Raw genomic sequence first — 21,000 nt, forward strand, 5'->3', positions numbered from 1 at the left:
GTCGGTCAGGAGTATGTAATGAAAACTGAGTCCAGAACTATTGCTGCGACGCTTAAAGGCAATCCTGCGATTGTCTTTGTAGGCGTCTTGCTAGTGGCGCTTATTATTGCCATGGCGGTGATCTTTACCATTGTCAATCGCGACAGTGATCGAGATGGCCTCTACGAGCAGCAGGCGGCGGAACTGCGGGCTCAGGCCTACCGGCTGACGTCGCTGGCGCGGGATGCCACCTCGGGCAATGAAGAGGCGTTTGACGAGCTGGCTACCGTGGTGGATACCATGAGCGCCACGTGGGATACGCTGCGCACCGCTGACCCCCGAACGCAAAAAGAGCTGAGCGATGAATTTGGCGCCTTTGGCTCGGTGTGGAAAGACATTAAAAGCAATGCCGAGTCGATCCTGGAAAACCAAGAGGCCATTGTTTTTATTAATCGCGTTGGTAACGACCTAAACAACAACCTGCCTACACTGCAGGCGCAGCACAGCAACATTGTAGAGATTTTGCTAGAGGCAGGCGCACCTGCCGAGCAGGTATCACAAGCGCAGATGCAATCTTGGCGCGCCGAGCGTATCGGTCGAAACGTGGATAAGATGCTCCGTGGTGACGCCGACGCCGATAAGGCAGCCGATCAGTTCAACCTAGATGCTAACCTCTACGGACGTATGCTGGCGGCGATGCTCAACGGTGATGAGATGCTGGGCATTTCGCGGGTATCGGACCCAGATGCTCGCGCGAGCCTGGATGAAATTTCCCAGTTGTTTGATGGTGTTGGTAACTCGATTCGCGACATCTTTGAAGGTGCTCCGGCACTGTTCTCTGCGCGGCAGGCCGAAGAGGCAATTATCACCCAGACCCCAGCACTGCTGCAGGCGCTGAGTGATATCGCCGATAAAATCTCGATTCAGGCGACCGAGCGGCCACTGAACAATACCCTGTTGTTGATTATTGCCGGCTTAATTCTCGCCTGTTTGGCCTTTATCGGTATTTTGTTGTATCGCGGTACACGCCGTCGCTTGGCGGTAACCGCCGAGGCGAACGAGCGTAACCAAACGGCTATTTTGCGACTACTGGATGAACTTGCCGACCTGGCCGATGGTGACCTGACCACTACCGCTACGGTAACCGAGGATTTCACCGGGGCGATTGCTGACTCTATTAACTACACCATTGACCAGTTGCGGATTCTGGTAGCGCGAATTAACGAAACGGCCGTAAACGTATCGGCCGCCGCGCAAGAAACCCAGCAAACGGCACTGCACTTGGCCGAGGCCTCTGAGCACCAGGCGCAAGAAATTGCCGGTGCATCGGCGGCGGTAAATGAAATGGCGGTGACCATTGACCAAGTATCGGCCAACGCCTCTGAATCGGCCGCGGTGGCAGAGCGCGCGGTATCGATCGCGAGCAACGGCGCCAAAGTGGTACAGAATACCATCCACGGGATGGATACCATTCGCGAGCAGATTCAAGACACCTCGAAGCGGATTAAACGCCTCGGTGAATCGTCACAGGAAATTGGTGACATCGTATCCTTGATTAACGACATTGCTGACCAAACCAACATCCTCGCACTTAACGCTGCGATTCAGGCCTCGATGGCCGGTGACGCAGGTCGAGGCTTTGCGGTGGTAGCGGATGAGGTACAGCGTCTTGCGGAACGCTCTGCGGCGGCAACCAAGCAGATTGAGGCGCTGGTTAAAACGATTCAGAACGATACCAACGAGGCGGTGATCTCGATGGAACAAACCACTTCAGAGGTGGTTCGCGGTGCTCGCTTGGCGCAAGACGCCGGTGTTGCACTGGAAGAGATCGAAGGCGTATCGACCTCGCTTGCAGAATTGATTCAGAACATTTCGAACGCCGCGCGCCAGCAGGCATCGTCTGCCGGTCACATCTCTAACACGATGAACGTGATTCAAGAGATCACCACGCAAACGTCAGCGGGTACCAGTGCCACGGCGCAGTCGATTGGTAATCTTGCGTCTATGGCGCTCGATCTGCGTGAATCGGTGGCGGGCTTTAAGCTGCCGGAAGAAGATACCAGTGAGAGCGCAAGCTTTGATCACAGTGCCGAGTTTGCCAGCCTAGAGGCGGAGTCGGCCGATGTGCATACGCAGCCTCCCAGCGAGCTAAGTGATTACGAAGAGGTGGTTGATTTGGGTGAGGCGGATGTTGTCGACTTAAGTGATGAAGTAGACCTCGACATTGATATCGACGCTGATGACGATGACACCAATCGTCATCATGTGTAAGTCATATCGTTAACTAGCCTTGATGCGTCGTTAACTATGGGGTGGTCGCTACGGACTATAGTCGATCTCAGCGATAGCGAGTTCGAACAGTGGAGCAAGTTGCTGGAAGAGCGCGCGGGCATTCAGCTAACGCTGGGGCAAAAGTCGCTGCTGCAGTCGCAACTTTCGATTCGTATGCGCGAGCTGGGTTACGAGCATTACAGCGATTATTATTCGCTGGTGACTGATGGCTTACAGGGGCGGTTAGAGTGGTCGATTTTAATCGACCGGGTGGCGGTAAAAGAAACGAGCTTTTTTCGCCACCGCCAGTCGTTTGAATATGTACGCCACTATTTGCAAGATAAAATTAATAATCGCCAGCTCAACGATAGTTTTGATGTCTGGAGCGTAGGTTGCTCTACCGGTGAAGAGCCTTACTCGCTGGCCATGGTCATCAACGATTGCTTTGAGTTGGCACAGCTCGAACCCTATTACGGCATTACGTCGTTGGACATTAGCTCCACAGCATTAGCCAAAGCGCGTTTAGGGCGCTACTTGCCACGTGCTATAGAGCAAATGACCACCGAAGAGGCGCGACGCTATTGCACCTTATGTAACGATGGCAACTACGAGATTGTGCGCAAGTTGCGAGATCGGATTTGTTTTACCCACGGCAATATTTTGCAGGTGAGTGAAATCCCTAATGTGCCCATGGATGTGGTGTTTTGCCAGAATCTATTGGTTTATTTTCGTCGCTGGTTGCGGCGCGATATTCTCAATAGTCTTGCTGGTCGGCTTAAGCCGGGTGGTCTGCTGGTGGTAGGTCTTGGCGAGGTAATGGATTGGGAGCACCCTGAAATGAAACGGGTAGCAGACGATAAAATCCAGGCTTACATTCGGGTCGAGCAAAAACAACAATGAGGAAGGCGCTAGATGGCTGACAATCGCAACTTTGCGGCTCTCGACTGGGTTATTCATGAAATAGCCGAGACCTTGAAGCAAGCGCGACAATCGCTCGAGTCTTACGTACAAGATACCAACGATAAGGCGCGTCTGCGCTTTTGCTTGACGCATATCCATCAAGTGCGCGGCAGTTTGCAGATGGTGGAGTTTCACGGTGCAGCAATGCTCGCCGAAGAGATGGAGCAGCTCACCCAGGCACTGATTAATGGCGCTGTGGCCAATACCGGCGAAGGCCAAGAAGTGCTAATGCGCGCTATCTTGCAGTTTCCGGTCTACCTCAACCAAGTTAAAGTAAGCCGCAACGACAACCCCTTAGTGGTGTTGCCACTGTTAAACGATCTGCGCACTGTGCGCGGCGAAAGCTTGTTGTCGGACACCAATTTATTTATGCCCGACATGACGCCTGTGCGCCAAGTATCGGGCGAGCGTATGCCGCTCACGGCGGACGATGCGCAATTTATCGCGACCGCAAAAAAGTTGCGGCAAATGTATCAATACGCCGCCGCAGGGTTTATTAAATCCGTTAATCCGGATGAGAATCTTGCCTATCTTAGTAAAGTGTTTTCCCGCCTCTACCGACTTACCTCAGGCACAGCGCGGCAGCCATTGTGGTTGATCGCTCAGGCATTGGCCGAAGCGCTGGAGATGGACGCAATTGAGTCCAGCGTTTCGATTAAAAACTTGCTGCGTAAGCTCGATCGCGAAATCAAAATATTAGTGCTCCAGGGCGTTTCGGCACTGGACAGCTTCAGCGACGAAGAGCTGATTAAAAACCTGCTTTATTATGTCGCCCGCTCGGGTAAACACACGCCCAGTTTTGCCGCCGGCTCTAAGCTCAAACAAGTGTATGAGCTGTATCAACTAGACCGGGCACTGCTTGAGGGTAAAGAGCAAGGTGACAGTCAGGATATATTATCAAGCCCCGACCCGGAGGCTATGCGCTCGGTGGTTACAGCCCTAAAAGTAGAGCTGGAAGGCGTTAAGCGTGCGTTGGATACTTGTTTATCGGGCGCGGATTCTCAGCAGCCGCTTGCCGATGCCGTTGGTATACTTAAACGCGTTGGCGACACCATGGCCGTGCTGGGTATCGGTGATTTGCGCCGCTCGGTTATTGAACAAAGCGCCGCCCTTGAGCTGGCCATGACTTCATCTACCGGCTTGTCCGACGAGCAGTTGATTGGCGTTGCAAATCGCGTTATCGATATTGAGGGCGAACTGGACGTGTTGGCCTCTAACGCGGGTAAAAGCGTTGCGAAACAGGTAAAAGATCAAGCGGGCATGACATTGTCAGACGCTAAGGCGTCGGTGATGCGCGAGTCGCGTAACGGGCTTGAGCACGCTAAAGATGCCATCGTCGAGTACATTGCCTCGCAGTGGAATCGCGACCATTTAAATAATGTACCGCAAATGCTGCGCGATATTCGCGGTAGCCTAGAAATGATTCCGCTGCCTCGTCCAGCGAGGATTTTGGGTGCGTGTGCGCGCTATATTGAAGAGCAATTACAACAGCAAGAACAAAAGCCCGAGTGGACGACGCTAGACACCTTAGCTGATGCCATTACCAGCGTGGAATACTATTTAGAACGCTTAGGTGGCGAAAGCAGCGAAGAAGAGAACGAGCTGCTGTTAATGGTTGCCGAGGAAAGCGTGGAGCAACTGGGATACGCTGTGACCCAATACTCTGGCCGATCTCAGACGGCTAATGCCAGTGTAGACGATGCGGAACCGGAATCGTTGCCTGTCGCTGAGTCCCCACAAGCGCATACCGACGATGCCGACTCGTTATTGCTTCAAAGTGCTTATGCACAAGCTCTGGATAGCAACACTGGTACGGCTGATGAGCCCGATGTAAACATCGATTACGTGGAGTCAGACAGTGAGCAGGCAGAAGAAAGCGCCGCTGATGAGGCCACTGTCGATCTCGAACCGGTTATTGTCGAGCATGAGAGCGAAATACCTGCGGCTGCAGAAGAAGACATTACGATTGACGACGAAGACGACGAGGTCGTTGACGACGAAATTCTTGAAATATTTATCGAAGAGGCGGGTGAAGTAAGCGAGGCCATCGCGGAATTCTTCCCACAGTGGGCGCAGAATTTTGAAGACACCGATTCGCTAACAGAGTTTCGGCGTGCCTTTCACACCTTAAAAGGTAGCGGCCGTATGGTGGGCGCCAGTGATATTGGTGAGCTCGCTTGGTCGGTTGAAAATATGCTCAACCGGGTGATCGACGACACGATCGTACCGGCCCAGCCTCACGTTATTTTTATTGAAAATGTGCGACTTAAACTACCGGCTATGATTGATGCTTTTGCGGCGCGCGAACCGACCCCGGATCGTGATGGTGTTCATCATCTGCGCGAACAAGGTGAAGCTTTGGCTCGGGGCGAAGTGCCTTACGATTTAAAGCCACTTGAGGAAGAGATCGAGCTAGCCGCAACAGTTGAGGTAGAGACAGAGGCGGCAGAGGGCGATGTAACCCCCGAAGAACTGACTACTGCGGGCAGTGTTTCGGTCGCCCAGAACCTCGATGATGACGATTCGGCCGATACCGATGACGGCCAGTTATGGCATATATTTGGTGCCGAAGCACTGGCACACTTGGAAATTGTCGAGCAGTACATCGAGCGTATGGAGCAGGCGCGCCCGCTGTTTGAACCCCCCAGCGACGATATGCAGCGTGCGTTGCACACCTTAAAAGGCAGCGCGCATATGGCGGAAGTGACGCCAATTGCAGAGCTTGCCACGCCGCTGGAAAAGTTTGTTAAAGAGTTGCGCAGCTACCAAGTTAATATCAATGACGACATTTTACAGTTGCTGCGCGATGGCGTGAGTTATACCCGCTCTGCCTTAGAGGATATTGATCGGCAACGCGAACTCATGATCCCGCGCTTAGATCAATACCTCGCTCGGGTACATGAATTACGGGAACTATACGTTGCGCCATTGGCACAATTACAGCAGGCCGATGCTGGCGGCAAGCACCCGGTTGACCCGGAGTTGTTAGAAATATTTATGGCTGAGGAGATGAATTTACTCCTGGATGCCGATCAACTTATCGATGCCTGGCAACAAAGCCCCGAAGATATTGCACAGTTGCAGCCGATTATTAACGAGTTAAAAAATCTTACGCGCGGCGCGGCGCACGCTAATTTACCCCCGATGGCGAGCCTGGGCGATAAATTGCACCAAGTATATCAACGTATTGTGGCCGGTGAACTCAATTGCGAGCCGCTCCTGTGCGAGGAGCTTATAAGAGTGCACACCGCGCTACTGGACATGGTTGACGCCATTGCCGCGGGGCAAAATTTACAGCCAATTCCTCCCGATGTAGATGCTGTATTGTCAGGGCTACTTGACGGTGCGGCGCCAAGAGATAGCTTGTTGGCCGAAGCCGAAGCCGAAGCCGAAGCCGAAGCCGAAGCCGAAGCCGAAGCCGAAGCCGAAGCCGAAGCCGAAGCCGAAGCCGAGCCCGAAACGGAAGTGATGGATAGCCAGGCAACGCTGGCCGCCAGTGATGATGTGGATGTCGCCCTCACCACTGATGGTGACGTTACCGATGACGTAGAGCTGGCGGCCGACGCCGTCGATAATCAGGCAAATGAGAATATTGCCGGCGCGGATGAGCCGGCGTTCGATGCATCACTTGAATTCGATGCCGAGGTACCCGATACAACTATCGTCGATGAAGTTGACGATACCGCTTACGCCTTGCCCGAGGATATTGACGAGCAAGAGCCAGCGGAGTCGCTTAATGAGAACCTGGATGCCGATGTCGTCGAGGAGCCTGAGTCAACGCTGCCAGGTGACGCTGATGAGGCTGAGGAATCAGAGCCGCTAGCGTCAGGGTTAGCGAATACCGACTATGCCGCCGAGATTGAGATTGAAGATGAGCTCGATCAGGAGATTCTCGAAATCTTTATGGAGGAGGCCGGCGAGTTGAGCGAAGACATCGAACGCTCAATGCACGACTGGCAAGATGACTGGGGAAACACCGAGTGCGTTGAAGAGTTAAAACGCAGCCTACATACCCTTAAAGGCGGCGCACGCCTAGCCGGCCTTAATGAGCTCGGGGATTTAACCCACGACTTTGAAACCTTGGTCATTGATTTAAATATCGATGCTATGGATCAGGCAACATTTACCAAGTTGGTGCATTACCAAGATCAAATCCACCATTGTATTCAAGTGGTGCAAGCCAAGCTTCATGGCACGGCTGTTCCTGAGAAGCCTGCCGCTCCTGTTGCTGAGGTTGAGGAGCCTACGCAGGCTGCGACGGATCAGCAAGATCCTGCGCCAGAGCATGATGCGAGCTCTGCGGAAGATGCCGCCCCAGACCCATCGCAAACGAGCGAGCCGGCAAACATCTTACCGTTTGCGCCAAAAGTTAAGCCTCCGGTCAAACCGGGATCGACCAGCCCGGCGCCAATAGGTGGCGGTGGGCCAGTGGCCACACCCGGCGCGCAAGCGCAGCATTTGGCGGCCAAGCGCAGTGGTCCACAAGAGGTTGTTAAAGTCTCGGCGGAGCTTCTGGAGGAGCTGGTAAACCTTGCTGGTGAAACTTCGATTGCCCGCGCGCGTATTGAAGAACAAGTGGGTGACACCGGTGTCGCGCTGGACGAAATGGACGCGACCATTGAGCGTCTGCAAGAGCAGCTGCGCCGCCTCGATATCGAAACCGAAGCCCAGATTTTATTCCGTCAAGAGCAGATGGCTGCTCATGACGAGTTTGACCCGCTAGAAATGGACCGTTACTCGGCCCTGCAACAGCTTTCGCGTTCGCTGGTAGAGTCCGCCTCGGACTTGCTGGATTTGCGCATGACCCTCGTGGATAAAAACCGCGATACAGAAACGCTACTGTTGCAGCAGTCGCGTATTAACACTGACTTGCAAGAAGGCTTAATGCGCTCGCGCATGGTGCCTTTTGCGCGGTTGGTGCCAAGGTTGCGCCGGATTGTGCGGCAAGCGGCTAACGAGCTGGGTAAAGAGGTCAGTTTCGAGCTCGATAATGTAGAGGGCGAATTGGACCGCTCGGTTCTGGAGCGAATGATTGCGCCGCTGGAGCACATGCTGCGCAACGCTGTCGATCACGGTATTGAACCTATCGATGAGCGCCGCGATAGCGGCAAAAGTGATGTCGGTGTTATCTCGCTCAATTTATCCCGTGAAGGTGGCGATGTAGTGCTGCGGCTAGTGGACGACGGGCGCGGTATTAACTTAGATAAAGTGCGAGCCAAAGCAGTCGAACGGGGTTTGATGACCGAAGGCGCGCAGCTATCCGACCAAGACGTCATGCAATTTATTTTGCATGCGGGCTTCAGTACGGCGGATAAGGTGACGCAAATTTCCGGTCGTGGTGTTGGGATGGACGTGGTTCACTCCGAGATCAAGCAGCTGGGCGGCTCCATGTTTATCAACTCTCACTGGGGGCAGGGCACAGAGTTTACGGTACGCCTACCGTTTACTGTGTCGGTAAACCGCGCCTTGATGGTACAGATTGGCGATGACCTTTACGCTATTCCGCTGAATACTATTGAGGGTATTGTGCGGGTTAGCCCGTTTGAGTTAGAGCATTATTATCAGGATGAGCAAGCGCGCTTTGAGTACGCCGGTGAGAATTATCTCGTGCGCTACTTGGGGTCGCTGCTCGATAGCGACTCGCTGCCTAAGTTGGATGGTCAGGCACTGCCGTTGCCTATTGTGTTGGTGCGCAGCGCCGAAAACACCATGGCTCTGCAGGTTGATAAGCTGTTGGGTAGCCGCGAGATCGTGGTAAAAACCTTGGGTGCACAGTTTAGTAAAGTGCGCGGCGTGTCGGGTGCGACGGTGATGGGGGATGGCTCTGTTGTGGTTATTCTCGACTTGCACGCGCTGATTCGTGAGCAAATGGCACTAGGCTTGGCTGAGTCAACTTTGCTAGAGCCGTTTGCGCAGTCGGTAGCCGCTGACAGAGAAGACGACGAAAAAACCGTTATGGTGGTGGATGACTCGGTTACCGTGCGCAAGGTTACAGGGCGCTTTTTGGAGCGCGAAGGCTACCGGGTTGTGACTGCAAAAGATGGTGCCGAAGCCATCTTGTTACTGCAAGACAGCATTCCCGATGTGATGTTGCTGGATATCGAAATGCCGCGTATGGATGGCTTTGAGGTGGCTAAGAACATTCGCACTAGCTCGCGTCTAAAGCACTTGCCGATTATTATGATTACCTCGCGTACCGGCGATAAGCATCGCGAGCGGGCCCTGGATTTGGGCGTTAACCGCTACATGGGTAAGCCTTACCAAGAAGATATTTTGCTCAATAATATTCAAGAACTGATCGAAGAGCAGGACGCGTAGTCGCGTGAAACCCCTAGGGCTAGGCCTGTTGGTCGATAGTGAGCAAAAGCTGCGACAGTTGAGCTTGTTGGTGGCACAAACGGGGCAGCGGGTTGAGTACAGTGCGGTGTTGCCACAGTACGGGCACTCAGTGGTGCCCGACTTGGATTTGGAAGATTTAGAGCGTATTGCCGACCTGGATGCCTGGTTGGTTGATATTACCCATGTTGAAGAGGAACTCAGCGCCACCGGTGAGGTGTTGAGTGTTTTATTGGCCACCTCTGAGATTCCGGTGCTGCTTAGCGATAGTAGCGAGGTAGGCACTAGTAGTACGGCCCAACTGCAATGGTCCAATCGCTTGCGCGCGCGTTTGCAGCGTCTCGTCGGCGAGGTAAATCTGGCAACCTGTACTGCGGCGCAGGCCGTTTGGGTGTTGGCGGCATCAACGGGCGGGCCGCAACCGGTGCGCGAGTTTTTGCAAGCGCTTCCCGCCGGTCTTGGCACGGGCTTTTTGTACGCGCAACATATTGATCGGGAGTACTGCGGATCGTTGGTGACCATGCTCGGTAAAAGTGGCGCCTACCGCGGCGTTGTTCCCGAGCAAGGCGCGGTAATCCAGCCGGATACCGTTACTATTATGGACCCGGCACGGCGCGTTAATGTACTGGATAATAGTACCTTAGTGGTTTACGACGAGCCCTGGGGTGGGCGCTACCAGCCATCGATTGACCAGCTACTGGCAAATCTTGCCAGCGCGAAAAAAGAACACAGTGGTGTTATTATTTTTTCTGGTATGGGTACTGATGGTGCTGCCAGCTGTCGGTTTATCAAGCAGCAGCGAGGCCAGGTTTGGGTGCAAGAGCCCAGCAGTTGCGTGGTCGACTCAATGCCGCTAGCGGCACTGGCCACTGATTGCGTCGATTTTACCGGCACGCCAGCGCAGCTAGCGGCCAATTTTGTACAATACATGAATCACACAAACGCGATGAAAGGGGCAGTCAGCTCATGAGAGCGGAACATCAAATAGAATCCGATAGCTATCAAGAAGTAGCCAGTTTGTTGGTGCCTCTTGGTGAGTCTCTTTTGCTGCTGCCTAACGTGACCGTCGCCGAGATTGTCCCTGTGGGCGAGATCCAATCGGTCGATAATGCGCCGCAATGGTTGTTGGGGGATATCAACTGGCGTGAACTGGATATTCCCATCGTCTCGTTGGAGTTACTTAATGGCCAGGCGCGCCCAAGTATAAATAGCCGTTGTCGGGTGGCGGTGCTTAATACTACGGGCATCAGTGATTCTTTGAGCTTTATTGCCATTTTGACCCAAGGCTTGCCGCGCTTGGCACGGGTTACCGCCTCAGAGATAGCCGAGCGAGAAAACGTTGTAAAAGCTCCTTATGACCAGCTTATTGTAACGTGGGCCGGTGAACAGGCGGTTATTCCCGCGCTGGCAAAGATTGAGCAAACCTACTTAGAGTTTTCCAGCCAGCGTTAGCCACACAGGTTGGTGGTGTTTGTGATCTTAAAAACCCGCCGCACCGAGGCGGGTTTTTTGTACCCGCTTGGTTGGCGCTATCGAGAAATTGTAAGGGATTATTTATGGAGTTTATACAGCAACCGCTTGCTTTAAATGGCGTGGCGCTTGTGCCGTTAACGCAGCAGCATTTGCCTGGGTTGGCCGCTGCCATTGCCGATGGCGATTTGTCGCAATTGTTTCTGACCATTGTGCCCGCGCCCGAGCGGCTTGAGTCGTTTTATGAAAAAGCGATGGCCGATTATGCCGCAGGGTTAGGGCTAACCTATGCCATTGTGTGCCAAAGTGATAATAGGGTGATTGGCTCGACACGATTTATGCGTGCGGTACCCGAGCATCGTCGGGTCGAAATCGGCTTCACTTTTATTGCCCAGCGTTTTCAGCGCACGGGTGTGAATACGGTGTGTAAATACTTGCTGTTGTGCCATGCATTTGAGGCATTGAACTGTTTGCGCGTGGAGTTTTTAACCGACTGTCTTAATCGTCGCTCGCGGACTGCGCTTGAGCGCATCGGCGCAAAGTACGAGGGGTTATTGCGCAAGCATATGCAAATGCGCGACGGGCGTATTCGCGACTCGGTGATTTACAGTATTACCGGTGACGAATGGCCGGGCATAAAACAACACCTAGCGTTTATGATGCAAAATCGCCCCACTGATATTGCAGCACGCTAATAGCCGCGATCGGAGCGGTTTCGGTGCGCATGACGCGCGGGCCAAGTGTCAGTGGGTTAAAGCCCGCCTCTTGTGCGGCATGAATTTCGCTGTCACTCAGGCCGCCTTCGGGACCCACCAAAAGTGCTGCGCTGCTGGGGTTGTGTGCGGCGGGTAGGCCTTGGCTGTCGCGGTGGTGCAGAACAAGCTTTTGTTCGGCCTTAGCCTCGTTTAAATAATCGGCGAGGGGTGTCACTGAGGCAAGCTCGGGGATTCGGTTGCGCTGGCATTGTTCGCAGGCGCTGACGGTAATCTGGCGCCAGTGCTGCCACTTTTTTTCCAGACGTTCACCTTTTAGCTTTACCTCCGTGCGCTCGGTCGCAAGCGGCACGATCCTGGTTACCCCCAGTTCAGTGGCTTTTTGCAACACAAAGTCCCAGCGCTCACCGCGGGATAGGCCGACGGCTAGCTCAATGGCGAAGGACGATTCGCGCTCAGTATCATCAAAGCTGTCGAGTGTGACCTGCATGCGCTTTTTACCCGCCTCGCTAATGGTGCCGGCAAATTCGCCTCCTTCGCCGTTAAACACTACCACCGGTCGCCCCGCGCCCATGCGTAGCACCTTGCCAAGATAGTGAGCGGCATTGTCGTCGAGGCTGATAGGTGTGTTAAGCGTTAGGTCAATGGGGCAGTAAACTCGGGGGATGCGCATGGGTCGTTTGGTCTTGGCGGAATGTCAGAGTAAGATCATAGCAGGACTCAGGTGGCTGGTTGAAGACATCCAGCGGACTGTTTATTGCGTATGGTTAATACGCCAACCCCAAACAACAGGATCCAAACATGAAAACTTCAATTGCTCTGGCAGTACTACTCGGACTGAGCGTGTCGGCGGTACAAGCGGCCGATTGCCCAGCGTATCTGGAGGGCGAGTATCGTAAGCTGCACGCCAGTGATAATGCTAATCTGTGTGACCTTTTGGCGGGCAAAGACGCGCTAATTGTGAATACCGCCAGCCACTGTGGTTACACGCCACAATTTAAAGCGCTAGAGGCGCTGCATAAGCAATACGCCGACCAAGGTTTGGTGGTCGTGGGGTTTGCCAGTGATGATTTTAAGCAGGCCGCTAAGTCGGAAGAAGAGGCGGCGACGATTTGCTATACCAACTACGGGGTGACCTTTACCATGCTGGCTCCGACTGCTGTGACTGGTGATAAGGCCAATGATTTGTTTGCGTATTTGGGCGCACAGAGTGAGCAGCCGGGCTGGAATTTTAATAAGTACTTACTGGATGGGGAAACAGGCAACGTGCAGCACTTTGACAGTAAGGTGAAGCCTGATAGCGAAGCGTTAAACGAGGCCATTGAGGCCTTGCTACAGCCTTAAGTGAAGAGGTTGTTTGCTACTCTTGCTCGACGGTGACGCTTACGTCACCGTCGCTATCGACCCACACATTTACGTCTATCGGCTGGCAGCAGACATGGCAATCTTCAGTGTAGCGCTGGCTGCCAGCCGAGTCGTCAACAAGTAGGGTAAGCGGGGCATCGCAAAACGGGCAATGCACCGGTTTTTCTAACAAGTCAGCCATAAATTAATATTACGCCTCTTAAAAGCGGTAATCTAAGTTGGCACTGATGGCAGTAAAGTCTTGGTTGTCGACATCGGCCAAATTTTTGTATTCAAAGTTTAAGTTCCATTTTGGCGCGATGTACCAGCCAAAGCCCAAGCCCCAAGAAAACCCGTCGGTGCTTAAGCCGGTGTCTTCTAAGCGGTAGTCGAGATCGGAGTAGCCCAGTAAGGCGTAAAAGCGGCCATGTTGGTTGGTGGCCTCGGCGCGATAGTAAATGGCCTGATAGTGGTTAATGTCCATATCCGCTTCAATGGTGTCGTCGCCGTCTAAATACACGGTATCGGCACCTAAGCCTGTGCCGTAACGCACTTCGGCGCCTAGTAAGCTGTTGTACTTGTAACCGGCAAACAGCTCGGCTGTCCATAAATCAGCGCCGTCGTAGCTTTTTTCATCGTCGGCGTTTACTGCCGAGGCGCCAACACCGGCAAAAAAACCACGCTCGTTATCGGCCAGGCTAGCGTTGCTGGCCAGTAGTGTGGCGGGGAGGGCAAGTGCGAGTAAGGTGCGAGTCAATTTCATAAAGTTACACTGTGTTGGGGGCGATGTGTTGAGCGCGGTTAAAAAATCCACGCAATCATCAGCCAGATGATAATAAAAAAGGTAAAAAAACCGCCGAGTACAAATTGTATCTCACCGATAAGCCCGTCGCCCGAGGTAATGGCAAAGACTACTAGCAGCGCGGTGGTAACAAAAAAGGAGATAACAGCGGCTTCTTTAAGGCCTAAGCCCTGAGAGAAAACGCCATCGGTAATACCGCCTAGCATGGGCAATAGCAAAGCGGTGGCGATCACCGCCAACAGCAAAACGGCCACGATGCCAATAAGTGTGGCTCGTGCTTGACGCTTATCCTTTTCGTCGCTGCCCATAGGTGCCTCGGTTAATCGTTAGCTTTAATAATATCCCGCACACGGTTTGGGTCGGGCATTCCAACGGCGATAATCTCGGCCGAGTCGCCAGCGGTGTATAGCTCAATAGTGCCGGTACCAAATATGCGATTCCAGAACGACTGCTTTACTTTAACGGTGCGGATACTGGTGATGTTTAGCTCAGAGCGCTCTTTACTGAGCAGTCCTTTCTCATACAAAACATCCGATTTTGTGACCATTAAGCGGGACGATTTGTTGTTGAGGTGCCATACCAATAGGATGATGATACCAATACCCACGAGACACAAAATCAGGGCGAGGATAAACCCCAAAGGGTTGTTTTTAAACATCACGGGATGTTCGTCGTACAGTGCTTCCATGGTGCGTCCTAGGTCAATTTTAGTCCGGCAATGCCCGTGAGTATAAGGGCAATACAGACTAGGCGCAAAGCCGACACGCTCTCGCCAAACAGGAATATGCCCAGGATCACAGTCCCCACGGCGCCGATACCACTCCAAATCGCGTAAGCGGTGCTAATGGGGAGTTCTTTGAGCGACAGCCCCAATAGTGACAGGCTGATAGCGATGGCCACCAGTGTGGTAACGCTGGGCCATAGACGCGTAAAACCATCGGAATATTTCAGGCCCACGGCCCACACGACCTCGAATAAGCCGGCTAAAAGTAAGTAAAACCAAGACATGTTTGGTAATCTCGTCGGGGCGGGGTCGTCCCCGGTTAGAGATAATCAGATTGCTCTGCAGCGCGGGTCGTCCCGCACGGGCTTCGGTTGGCGTATTCACCGATAGCATGGGCTAAAATAGGGATAATCGCGATTATTTTCAAGGTTTGGCGGCCGTCGTCCACAGTTAAAGGCAAATAAGGCACAGGAATGTTAGAAGCGGTATGGATTGCGTGCGCGTTCACGCTAGGTTTGTTGGTGCGCTCGGTGGGCTTGCCCCCGTTAGTTGGTTATTTGGCCGCAGGTTTTGCCATCAGTGGTGTGGGGCGCTTTGTCGAGTTGCCCGAAAACGGCCATGAGGTCATTGCACATTTAGCGCACATAGGCGTGTTGTTGTTGCTGTTTACCGTGGGGCTCAAGCTTCGCGTGCGCAACCTCGTGCAGCCAGAGGTAATTGGCGGCGGCATTGTGCACTTTGCCCTGGCGGTTGCGCTGTTGACCCCCGGTATGTACGTACTGCTCGAGGTGACATGGTACGAGGCGATGTTGCTCGCCATTGCCCTGTCGTTCTCTAGCACCGTATTGGCTGCCAAAGTGCTCGATAGCAAACGAGAGTTGCGGGCGTTTCATGGACGCGTAGCGATCGGCATCTTGGTTGTGCAAGACCTTATCGCGCTGCTGGTTATCTCGCTTGCGGGTGGCAGCGTGCCCTCCGTTTGGGCGCCTTTGGTGCTGGGCCTGCCGCTACTGCGCCCATTGTTGTTTAAGCTGCTGGATGTCTGCGGTCACGACGAGCTTATGGTTTTACTCGGCCTCTTGCTGGCGCTTGTTGTGGGCGGGATGGGCTTTGAGGCACTGGGGCTCAGCTCCGAGCTGGGGGCTTTGGCGTTCGGTGTGTTGTTAGCTCAGCACCGGCGTGCCACCGAGCTGTCAAATTCCCTCTGGAGCATCAAAGAAGTGTTCTTGGTGGGATTCTTCCTGCAAATTGGCATGAGTGGGTTGCCGGGGATGGATGCGTTGATCCTGGCGGCGGTCGCGTCGTTACTGTTGCCGCTCAAAGCGATTGGCTTCTTTTTGCTGCTAGTGTTGTTTAAATTGCGCGCCCGCAGTGCGTTTTTGAGTGGTTTAGCGCTGACTAACTACAGTGAATTTGGCTTGATTGTCGCTGCGGCAGTGCTGCCCGAGTGGCTTGTGCCGCTGGCACTTACCGTGGCTGTGTCGTTTGTGATATCGGCGCCGCTTAACCGCATTGCTCACCCTTTTTACGAGAAACTCTCAAGTCGTCTGTTGCCGCTGGAGCGCAATATCCATCACCCGGATCAACAGCCTATCTCGCTGGGCGATGCCGAGGTGCTGATTTTTGGTATGGGCCGCACCGGCACTGCCGCTTACGATCAGCTTAGCGGCAAAATTGGCAAGCTTATCGCGCTTGACTCCGACCCGGGCAAAGTCGACCGCCACCGCAAAGCCGGCCGTTCAGTGATGTTCGCCGATGCCGAAGATCAGGTGTTTTGGCAAGGCGTGGAGATGAGCAATATCCGTGCGGTGATTTTAAGTATGAGCGATCTAGAGGCGAAGATAATCGCGGCCCGTCAGTTGCGCCAGCGCGGTTACAACGGTTTTATCGCCTCCCACAGTTTGTTTCAGGATGAGGCGGATAAAATCAACTTGGCCGGCGCCAATGAAACCTACTTGACGATGTCTGAAGCTGGCGTGGGGCTGGCTGAGCACGTGCAAGAAAAAATGGTGGAGGGCGCTTGAGCGCCTTACCTTTTGGGCATTAACCGAGGCGCATAAGTCGCGATATTATTGCTCGGCTTCACTCTTCGGGGTGCGCCAACAGGGCGGGTGGTAGGTTGTAAGCGGGTGGCAAGTTGGGGTTGCGCAGCATGATCAAGGTTGGGTTGGCCGCTTTTATTGTTGCCACAGTATCGCCTTTATAGCGCATAAATAACCGCTGCAAGCTACCGTCTTCGGTCATCACTTTAAGCCCTGCATTTAGCCGCGCCGCCAACGTCGGGTGTCGGGCGCTTACCACCAAAAAAACGGGCATGGGGTAGTAAATCATAAGCCCTGGGACTTTTGTCATTCCCGGGTACTTATCGCCATACCGCGTCAGCGTGGGTTCTATTTCGTCAATGCCCAATGGAATATAGTCGATGCGCTCACTTAGTAATACGGGTAGTAATTGCTCAAACGTGAGAATTTCCTCTACGTTAAAATGATTGGCTCTATACACATCAACGTCTGGCCAGCCCCGCCCTTGACCCGCTATCAGTTTTTGGAGCTGCTGGGGGCGAGTAATATTGGCAAATTCGGGCAAACGCTCGGCTTTAATCAGCAATTGCCGATAACCCAATAGCCCGCCCTCAATGGGGTGGCGCACCACAATAAGCTGGCGTGGATCATAGTCTTGCCTAGTGGTAGCCACAAAGTGAATATCATCGCCCTTAATAAGCGCCATACGGCCGCGCACAGAGGGCATTTCCCGCTGATCGAGCGTTAAATGATAGGGGCCATAGGCCGCTACGCTACGCTTTAGTGCGGCATCTACTACCGCCAGTTCGTAGTCTAAGCGTCCTGGGGTTGCGGCACCCGTCCAGTAAACATACTCCGGCGTGCTGCTGTCGTTGGCCTCGCAAACGCCAACAAGCAACAAAATCGGTAGTGCGACCGATAAGAGACGTATTGACAACCTTGGTACCCATAGCAATATTCGCATTATCTTATGAGTTTAGCAGTTGCCCAGTGAGTGGGCGGGAATCAGCTGGTATCGGCAACGTTAAAATGCAAAGCTCAAAACCTAAACCGGCCGATTGTCTCTGGCGAAGATGAGGTATTTGAAGGTCTAGGGGAGCTGCCGGGTAGGCTAAGGCGCTGCGGTTGACAGCTCTGGTGTCTTGATTGGCCTTAGAGAATTCATTTAAAGTGTAAAGCGGCATAGTGATCGGGTGAGCCTGTGGCAGAAAAGGTTTATGCCCCATTGCGGCGGCTGGCGTTTTGTATGTTTGTGGCTAACGGTTGCTTAAAGTACCAACGGGTATTGCAGCAATAAGAAGTGAATCACATTAACCCCGAAGTGTGTGGCTATCGCAACCGACAAACGGCCGGTTAGCTGGTAGGCCAAGGCGTAGATGCCTCCGGCGCACAAAAATAATAAAAACGTGGGGTGAGTGATGGGCGCGTGGGCGAGGGCAAATATAAAAGCCGACGCGCCAGCGGCTAGCCATAAAGCCGCTTGTGGTGTTGCTTGCAGTTTTTTAGGCAAAAGTTTGTGCAATCCGTCTTGAATCAATAGCCGGAAAAAGGCTTCTTCGGCCGTTACGGTAATGACTAAATTGATAAGAGCAAACCATATTACGCCCGACGGCAGCTTAGGATGCCAGCCGATATTGAACCCTAAAACCGCGACGACAAGGACTGATGTTACTCCGACACTAACAGCCAATGTCGAGCCCAGAGGACTTAAACGGTTGTGTATGGGGGCGGATGAGTAAAGCCAAATGACGATTAAATAACCCGCTAGGCCTTTGGCAAGGTTGGCGTAAAGGGAAAAATCTGGCGTGGTAAACGTGTATATCAGTGGGTAGTTAAAGCTGGCGGGTCGGTACAGGGCAATGGCAAAACCTATGAGCAAGGTGAGGCACCACACACCGGCGCCGAGCAAAGCGATTATTCGCGTTTGTTTGTGGCAAATACCGTTACCCGTGACGCGCAGTCGTTTATTGGCCGCCAGTAACAGAGCAAAAACCGGAAGAGCCGCTGCGCAGGCGAACGGTAGAGCGTCCATTGCGTAAAACGCAAAACCTAGCGCGAGTAGTGTGGCGGTGAGCGCAATCGATTTGTTACCCGCGTTGGGCCGCGCTAAATACACTGCCAGGCTCCTGTGCGGTTCTTCGCCGTTTACTGGCTGCGCTGGTACACCAAATCCCATACGCCGTGGCCTAAGCGCTCACCGCGTTTTTCAAACTTAGTGATGGGGCGGTACTCTGGTCGCGGTGAATAATCGCCGTTGGCCTGGGTGTTGGTGTAGCCTGCGGCGGCGTCCATCACCTCTTTCATATGTTCGGCGTAGTTTTCCCAATCGGTGGCGAAGTGCAGCAGACCACCGATTTTAAGTTTGCCGCGAATACGCTGAACAAATTCAGACTGAATGATGCGGCGCTTATGATGCTTTTTTTTGTGCCAGGGGTCGGGAAAGTACACTTGCACCCGATCGAGGCTGGCGTCGCTAATACAGTCTTCCAGTACGTCAGTGGCATCGGCCATATAAACTTTTAAGTTAGCCACGCCGGCTTCACCAGCGGTGTGAATTAACCGGCCCACCCCCGGTGGGTGTACTTCGATACCGATAAAATCTTTGTCCGGCTCGTTAGTGGCCATTTCACGTAATGAGTCTCCCATGCCAAAACCGATTTCGAGCACTACCGGTGCCTCGCGGCCAAATTGCTGCTCGGCATCAAAAGCGCCGGAAAATAAGCTGGCGCCGTATTTGGGCCAGTATTGCTCAAACGCTTTTTTTTGCCCATCGGTCATGCGGCCGGCACGAATCACAAAGCTGCGGATGGATTTGTTTTTAAACTCGGGGCGAAATTCGGGAATGTCGGTCATGTTGAGGTGCTGCAGTCCTTAGAAGATGTTAAAGCGGCCATGAGTAAGCAGAGCCAGCCCAGCAATAAGCAAATGCCACCTAGCGGAGTAATAGGGCCAAAGAAGCCGATCCCCGTTAAGGTTAAAGCGTAAAGGCTGCCGCTAAATAACACCGTGCCGAGCATAAACAGCCCGCTAGCGCTGTTGAGCCAAACTGTGTTGTGTCGCGTTGCTTGCTTTAACCACAAGCCTACTACGAGTAGGGCCAAGGCGTGGTACATCTGATACTGCACGCCCGTTTGAAATGCCCCTAGCAATTCGGGCGCCAGTTTACCTTTTAGTCCGTGGGCGGCAAAGGCGCCAAGCGCCACGGCGATAAAGCCGTAAGTGGCGGCAATGCTGAGTATTAGCTTGGGCATGGTTTCGTCCGTGTGCAAGTGGCGAATAGCGTAATGACAGTGACATAAAAAAGCCGCGCAGTGCGCGGCTTGGGGTGACTTGTACGTCTACTTTTACTCTAGGCCGCTTCCGTCATCATGTTTTTAACTTTTTTCATGGCGTTCTTTTCCAGCTGGCGAATACGCTCGGCAGAAACGCCATACTCGGCGGCCAAATCGTGCAGAGTCGATTTGTCATCGCTTAACCAGCGGCGCTGCAAAATGGTGCGGCTGCGATCGTCCAGTTGCTCCATAGCATTCTCTAGACTGCTGACGTTGGTCTCTTCCCAGTTGGCTGCTTCGAGCTGCATGGCTGGGTCTTGACGTTTGTCTTGCAGGTAGTGTGCAGGTGCCACAAAGTGGCTGTCTTCGTCTTCGTTTTCCGGCGCGTCAAAGGCGGCGTCGTAAGAGGAGAGTCGGCTCTCCATCTCGCGCACGTGTTTTACCTCTACGTTTAAGTCTTCGGCAACGGCTTTGGCTTCATCGTTAGTGAGCCAGGCCAAACGTTTTTTGGCGCCGCGCAGGTTAAAAAACAATTTGCGCTGAGCCTTAGTGGTGGCCACCTTAACAATGCGCCAGTTCTTTAAGATAAACTCGTGTATTTCGGCTTTAATCCAGTGCACGGCAAAAGACACCAAACGTACACCTTTTTCGGGGTTGAAGCGTTTAACCGCCTTCATTAAGCCGACATTGCCCTCTTGGATTAAATCTCCCAGCGGCAGGCCGTAGCCGTTGTACGAACGGGCGATATGCACAACAAAGCGCAGATGCGCCATAACCAGCCGGCGAGCGGCTTCGAGGCTGTCGTTGTAGTAAAGGTCTTCAGCGAGGGTCTGTTCTTCATTTGCAGTAAGAACAGAAAAGCCGCTGACAGCCTGCACATAGGCATTGAGGTTACCACCTGGTGCGAGGTTCCCCATTGGCTGTAGGCTTGTGCCCATAATCGTGACTCCCAATATAAACGCGATTAAAACCGAATAAGCTCCTGCAGTAATTTGCAGGGCAAGTTAGTCTAGCATTGATTCTTAGAGCCTGCCAATATCGCAAAGTTCCGCTGGTAAGTTTAAAAACCTATATAAAACAAGGCATTAACCAAACTTAACCTGTGTGC

The 21,000-nt window shown here is 53.2% G+C and carries 19 protein-coding genes; 8 read left to right on the plus strand and 11 right to left on the minus strand.

Annotated elements, in window-relative coordinates; genetic code table 11:
- The first annotated feature begins 18 nt into the window (after positions 1-18).
- From ACGHAD_RS01630 to ACGHAD_RS01655, 6 genes are all read left to right on the plus strand, one after another.
- A complete protein-coding gene (locus ACGHAD_RS01630) occupies positions 19-2,250 on the plus strand; it encodes a methyl-accepting chemotaxis protein (RefSeq protein ID WP_339617067.1) in 2,232 nt (743 codons plus the stop codon).
- 36 nt (positions 2,251-2,286) lie between these two features.
- On the plus strand, positions 2,287-3,150 hold the full coding sequence (locus ACGHAD_RS01635; protein WP_339617068.1) for a CheR family methyltransferase: 864 nt from the start codon (positions 2,287-2,289) through the stop codon (positions 3,148-3,150).
- A 12-nt stretch (positions 3,151-3,162) separates the two neighbouring features.
- A complete protein-coding gene (locus ACGHAD_RS01640; RefSeq protein ID WP_382416756.1) occupies positions 3,163-9,528 on the plus strand; it encodes an Hpt domain-containing protein in 6,366 nt (2,121 codons plus the stop codon).
- A gap of 4 nt (positions 9,529-9,532) precedes the next feature.
- Positions 9,533-10,516, plus strand: coding sequence for a chemotaxis protein CheB (locus tag ACGHAD_RS01645; protein WP_382416758.1), 984 nt, complete (start codon positions 9,533-9,535; stop codon positions 10,514-10,516).
- Positions 10,513-10,998, plus strand: a complete 486-nt coding sequence (locus ACGHAD_RS01650) for a chemotaxis protein CheW (RefSeq protein ID WP_339617071.1) — start codon at positions 10,513-10,515, stop codon at positions 10,996-10,998. The genes ACGHAD_RS01645 and ACGHAD_RS01650 overlap by 4 nt, the downstream gene beginning before the upstream one ends.
- 104 nt (positions 10,999-11,102) lie before the next feature.
- The gene (locus ACGHAD_RS01655) at positions 11,103-11,711 is read left to right on the plus strand and encodes a GNAT family protein (protein ID WP_339617072.1); all 609 of its coding nucleotides are present in this window, start codon (positions 11,103-11,105) and stop codon (positions 11,709-11,711) included.
- Here the strand turns inward: ACGHAD_RS01655 and ACGHAD_RS01660 are convergent.
- Positions 11,671-12,402, minus strand: coding sequence for a 16S rRNA (uracil(1498)-N(3))-methyltransferase (locus ACGHAD_RS01660; RefSeq protein ID WP_339617073.1), 732 nt, complete (start codon positions 12,400-12,402; stop codon positions 11,671-11,673). The genes ACGHAD_RS01655 and ACGHAD_RS01660 overlap by 41 nt on opposite strands.
- Positions 12,403-12,530: 128 nt before the next feature.
- Between ACGHAD_RS01660 and ACGHAD_RS01665 the strand changes: the two genes are divergently transcribed.
- Positions 12,531-13,073 (plus strand): glutathione peroxidase, encoded by a 543-nt coding sequence (locus ACGHAD_RS01665; protein ID WP_339617074.1) that lies wholly within the window; start codon positions 12,531-12,533, stop codon positions 13,071-13,073.
- 16 nt (positions 13,074-13,089) lie between these two features.
- Here ACGHAD_RS01665 and ACGHAD_RS01670 read toward each other — a convergent pair whose 3' ends face one another.
- From ACGHAD_RS01670 to sugE, 5 genes are read right to left on the minus strand one after another with little or no spacing between them, the layout of a single operon-like run.
- Positions 13,090-13,275 carry a CPXCG motif-containing cysteine-rich protein gene (locus ACGHAD_RS01670; RefSeq protein ID WP_339617075.1) on the minus strand — a complete coding sequence of 62 codons (186 nt, stop codon included), beginning with the start codon at positions 13,273-13,275 and terminating at the stop codon, positions 13,090-13,092.
- An 18-nt stretch (positions 13,276-13,293) separates the two neighbouring features.
- Complete coding sequence (locus ACGHAD_RS01675; protein WP_339617076.1) at positions 13,294-13,836, minus strand: outer membrane beta-barrel protein; 543 nt, start codon at positions 13,834-13,836, stop codon at positions 13,294-13,296.
- 38 nt (positions 13,837-13,874) lie between these two features.
- Positions 13,875-14,183, minus strand: coding sequence for a hypothetical protein (locus ACGHAD_RS01680; protein WP_339617077.1), 309 nt, complete (start codon positions 14,181-14,183; stop codon positions 13,875-13,877).
- An 11-nt stretch (positions 14,184-14,194) separates the two neighbouring features.
- Entirely contained in the window at positions 14,195-14,563 is a 369-nt protein-coding gene (locus ACGHAD_RS01685) for a PH domain-containing protein (RefSeq protein ID WP_339617078.1), read from the minus strand.
- 8 nt (positions 14,564-14,571) lie between these two features.
- Entirely contained in the window at positions 14,572-14,883 is a 312-nt protein-coding gene (sugE, locus tag ACGHAD_RS01690) for a quaternary ammonium compound efflux SMR transporter SugE (protein ID WP_339617079.1), read from the minus strand.
- 189 nt (positions 14,884-15,072) lie between these two features.
- Between sugE and ACGHAD_RS01695 the strand changes: the two genes are divergently transcribed.
- Positions 15,073-16,623, plus strand: a complete 1,551-nt coding sequence (locus ACGHAD_RS01695) for a cation:proton antiporter (RefSeq protein WP_382416763.1) — start codon at positions 15,073-15,075, stop codon at positions 16,621-16,623.
- A gap of 58 nt (positions 16,624-16,681) precedes the next feature.
- Here ACGHAD_RS01695 and ACGHAD_RS01700 read toward each other — a convergent pair whose 3' ends face one another.
- From ACGHAD_RS01700 to rpoH, 5 genes are all read right to left on the minus strand, one after another.
- Positions 16,682-17,557, minus strand: a complete 876-nt coding sequence (locus ACGHAD_RS01700) for a hypothetical protein (protein ID WP_382416765.1) — start codon at positions 17,555-17,557, stop codon at positions 16,682-16,684.
- A gap of 330 nt (positions 17,558-17,887) precedes the next feature.
- Complete coding sequence (locus ACGHAD_RS01705) at positions 17,888-18,796, minus strand: CPBP family intramembrane glutamic endopeptidase (RefSeq protein ID WP_382416767.1); 909 nt, start codon at positions 18,794-18,796, stop codon at positions 17,888-17,890.
- Positions 18,766-19,473 (minus strand): tRNA (guanosine(46)-N7)-methyltransferase TrmB, encoded by a 708-nt coding sequence (trmB, locus tag ACGHAD_RS01710; protein ID WP_382416769.1) that lies wholly within the window; start codon positions 19,471-19,473, stop codon positions 18,766-18,768. The genes ACGHAD_RS01705 and trmB overlap by 31 nt, the downstream gene beginning before the upstream one ends.
- Positions 19,470-19,871, minus strand: a complete 402-nt coding sequence (locus tag ACGHAD_RS01715; RefSeq protein WP_339617084.1) for a DUF423 domain-containing protein — start codon at positions 19,869-19,871, stop codon at positions 19,470-19,472. The genes trmB and ACGHAD_RS01715 overlap by 4 nt, the downstream gene beginning before the upstream one ends.
- A gap of 98 nt (positions 19,872-19,969) precedes the next feature.
- The gene (rpoH, locus tag ACGHAD_RS01720; protein WP_339617085.1) at positions 19,970-20,830 is read right to left on the minus strand and encodes an RNA polymerase sigma factor RpoH; all 861 of its coding nucleotides are present in this window, start codon (positions 20,828-20,830) and stop codon (positions 19,970-19,972) included.
- Between the last annotated feature and the right edge of the window lie 170 nt (positions 20,831-21,000).

The sequence above is a fragment of the Gilvimarinus japonicus genome, assembly GCF_042847215.1.
Taxonomy (GTDB): Bacteria; Pseudomonadota; Gammaproteobacteria; order Pseudomonadales; family Cellvibrionaceae; genus Gilvimarinus; species Gilvimarinus japonicus.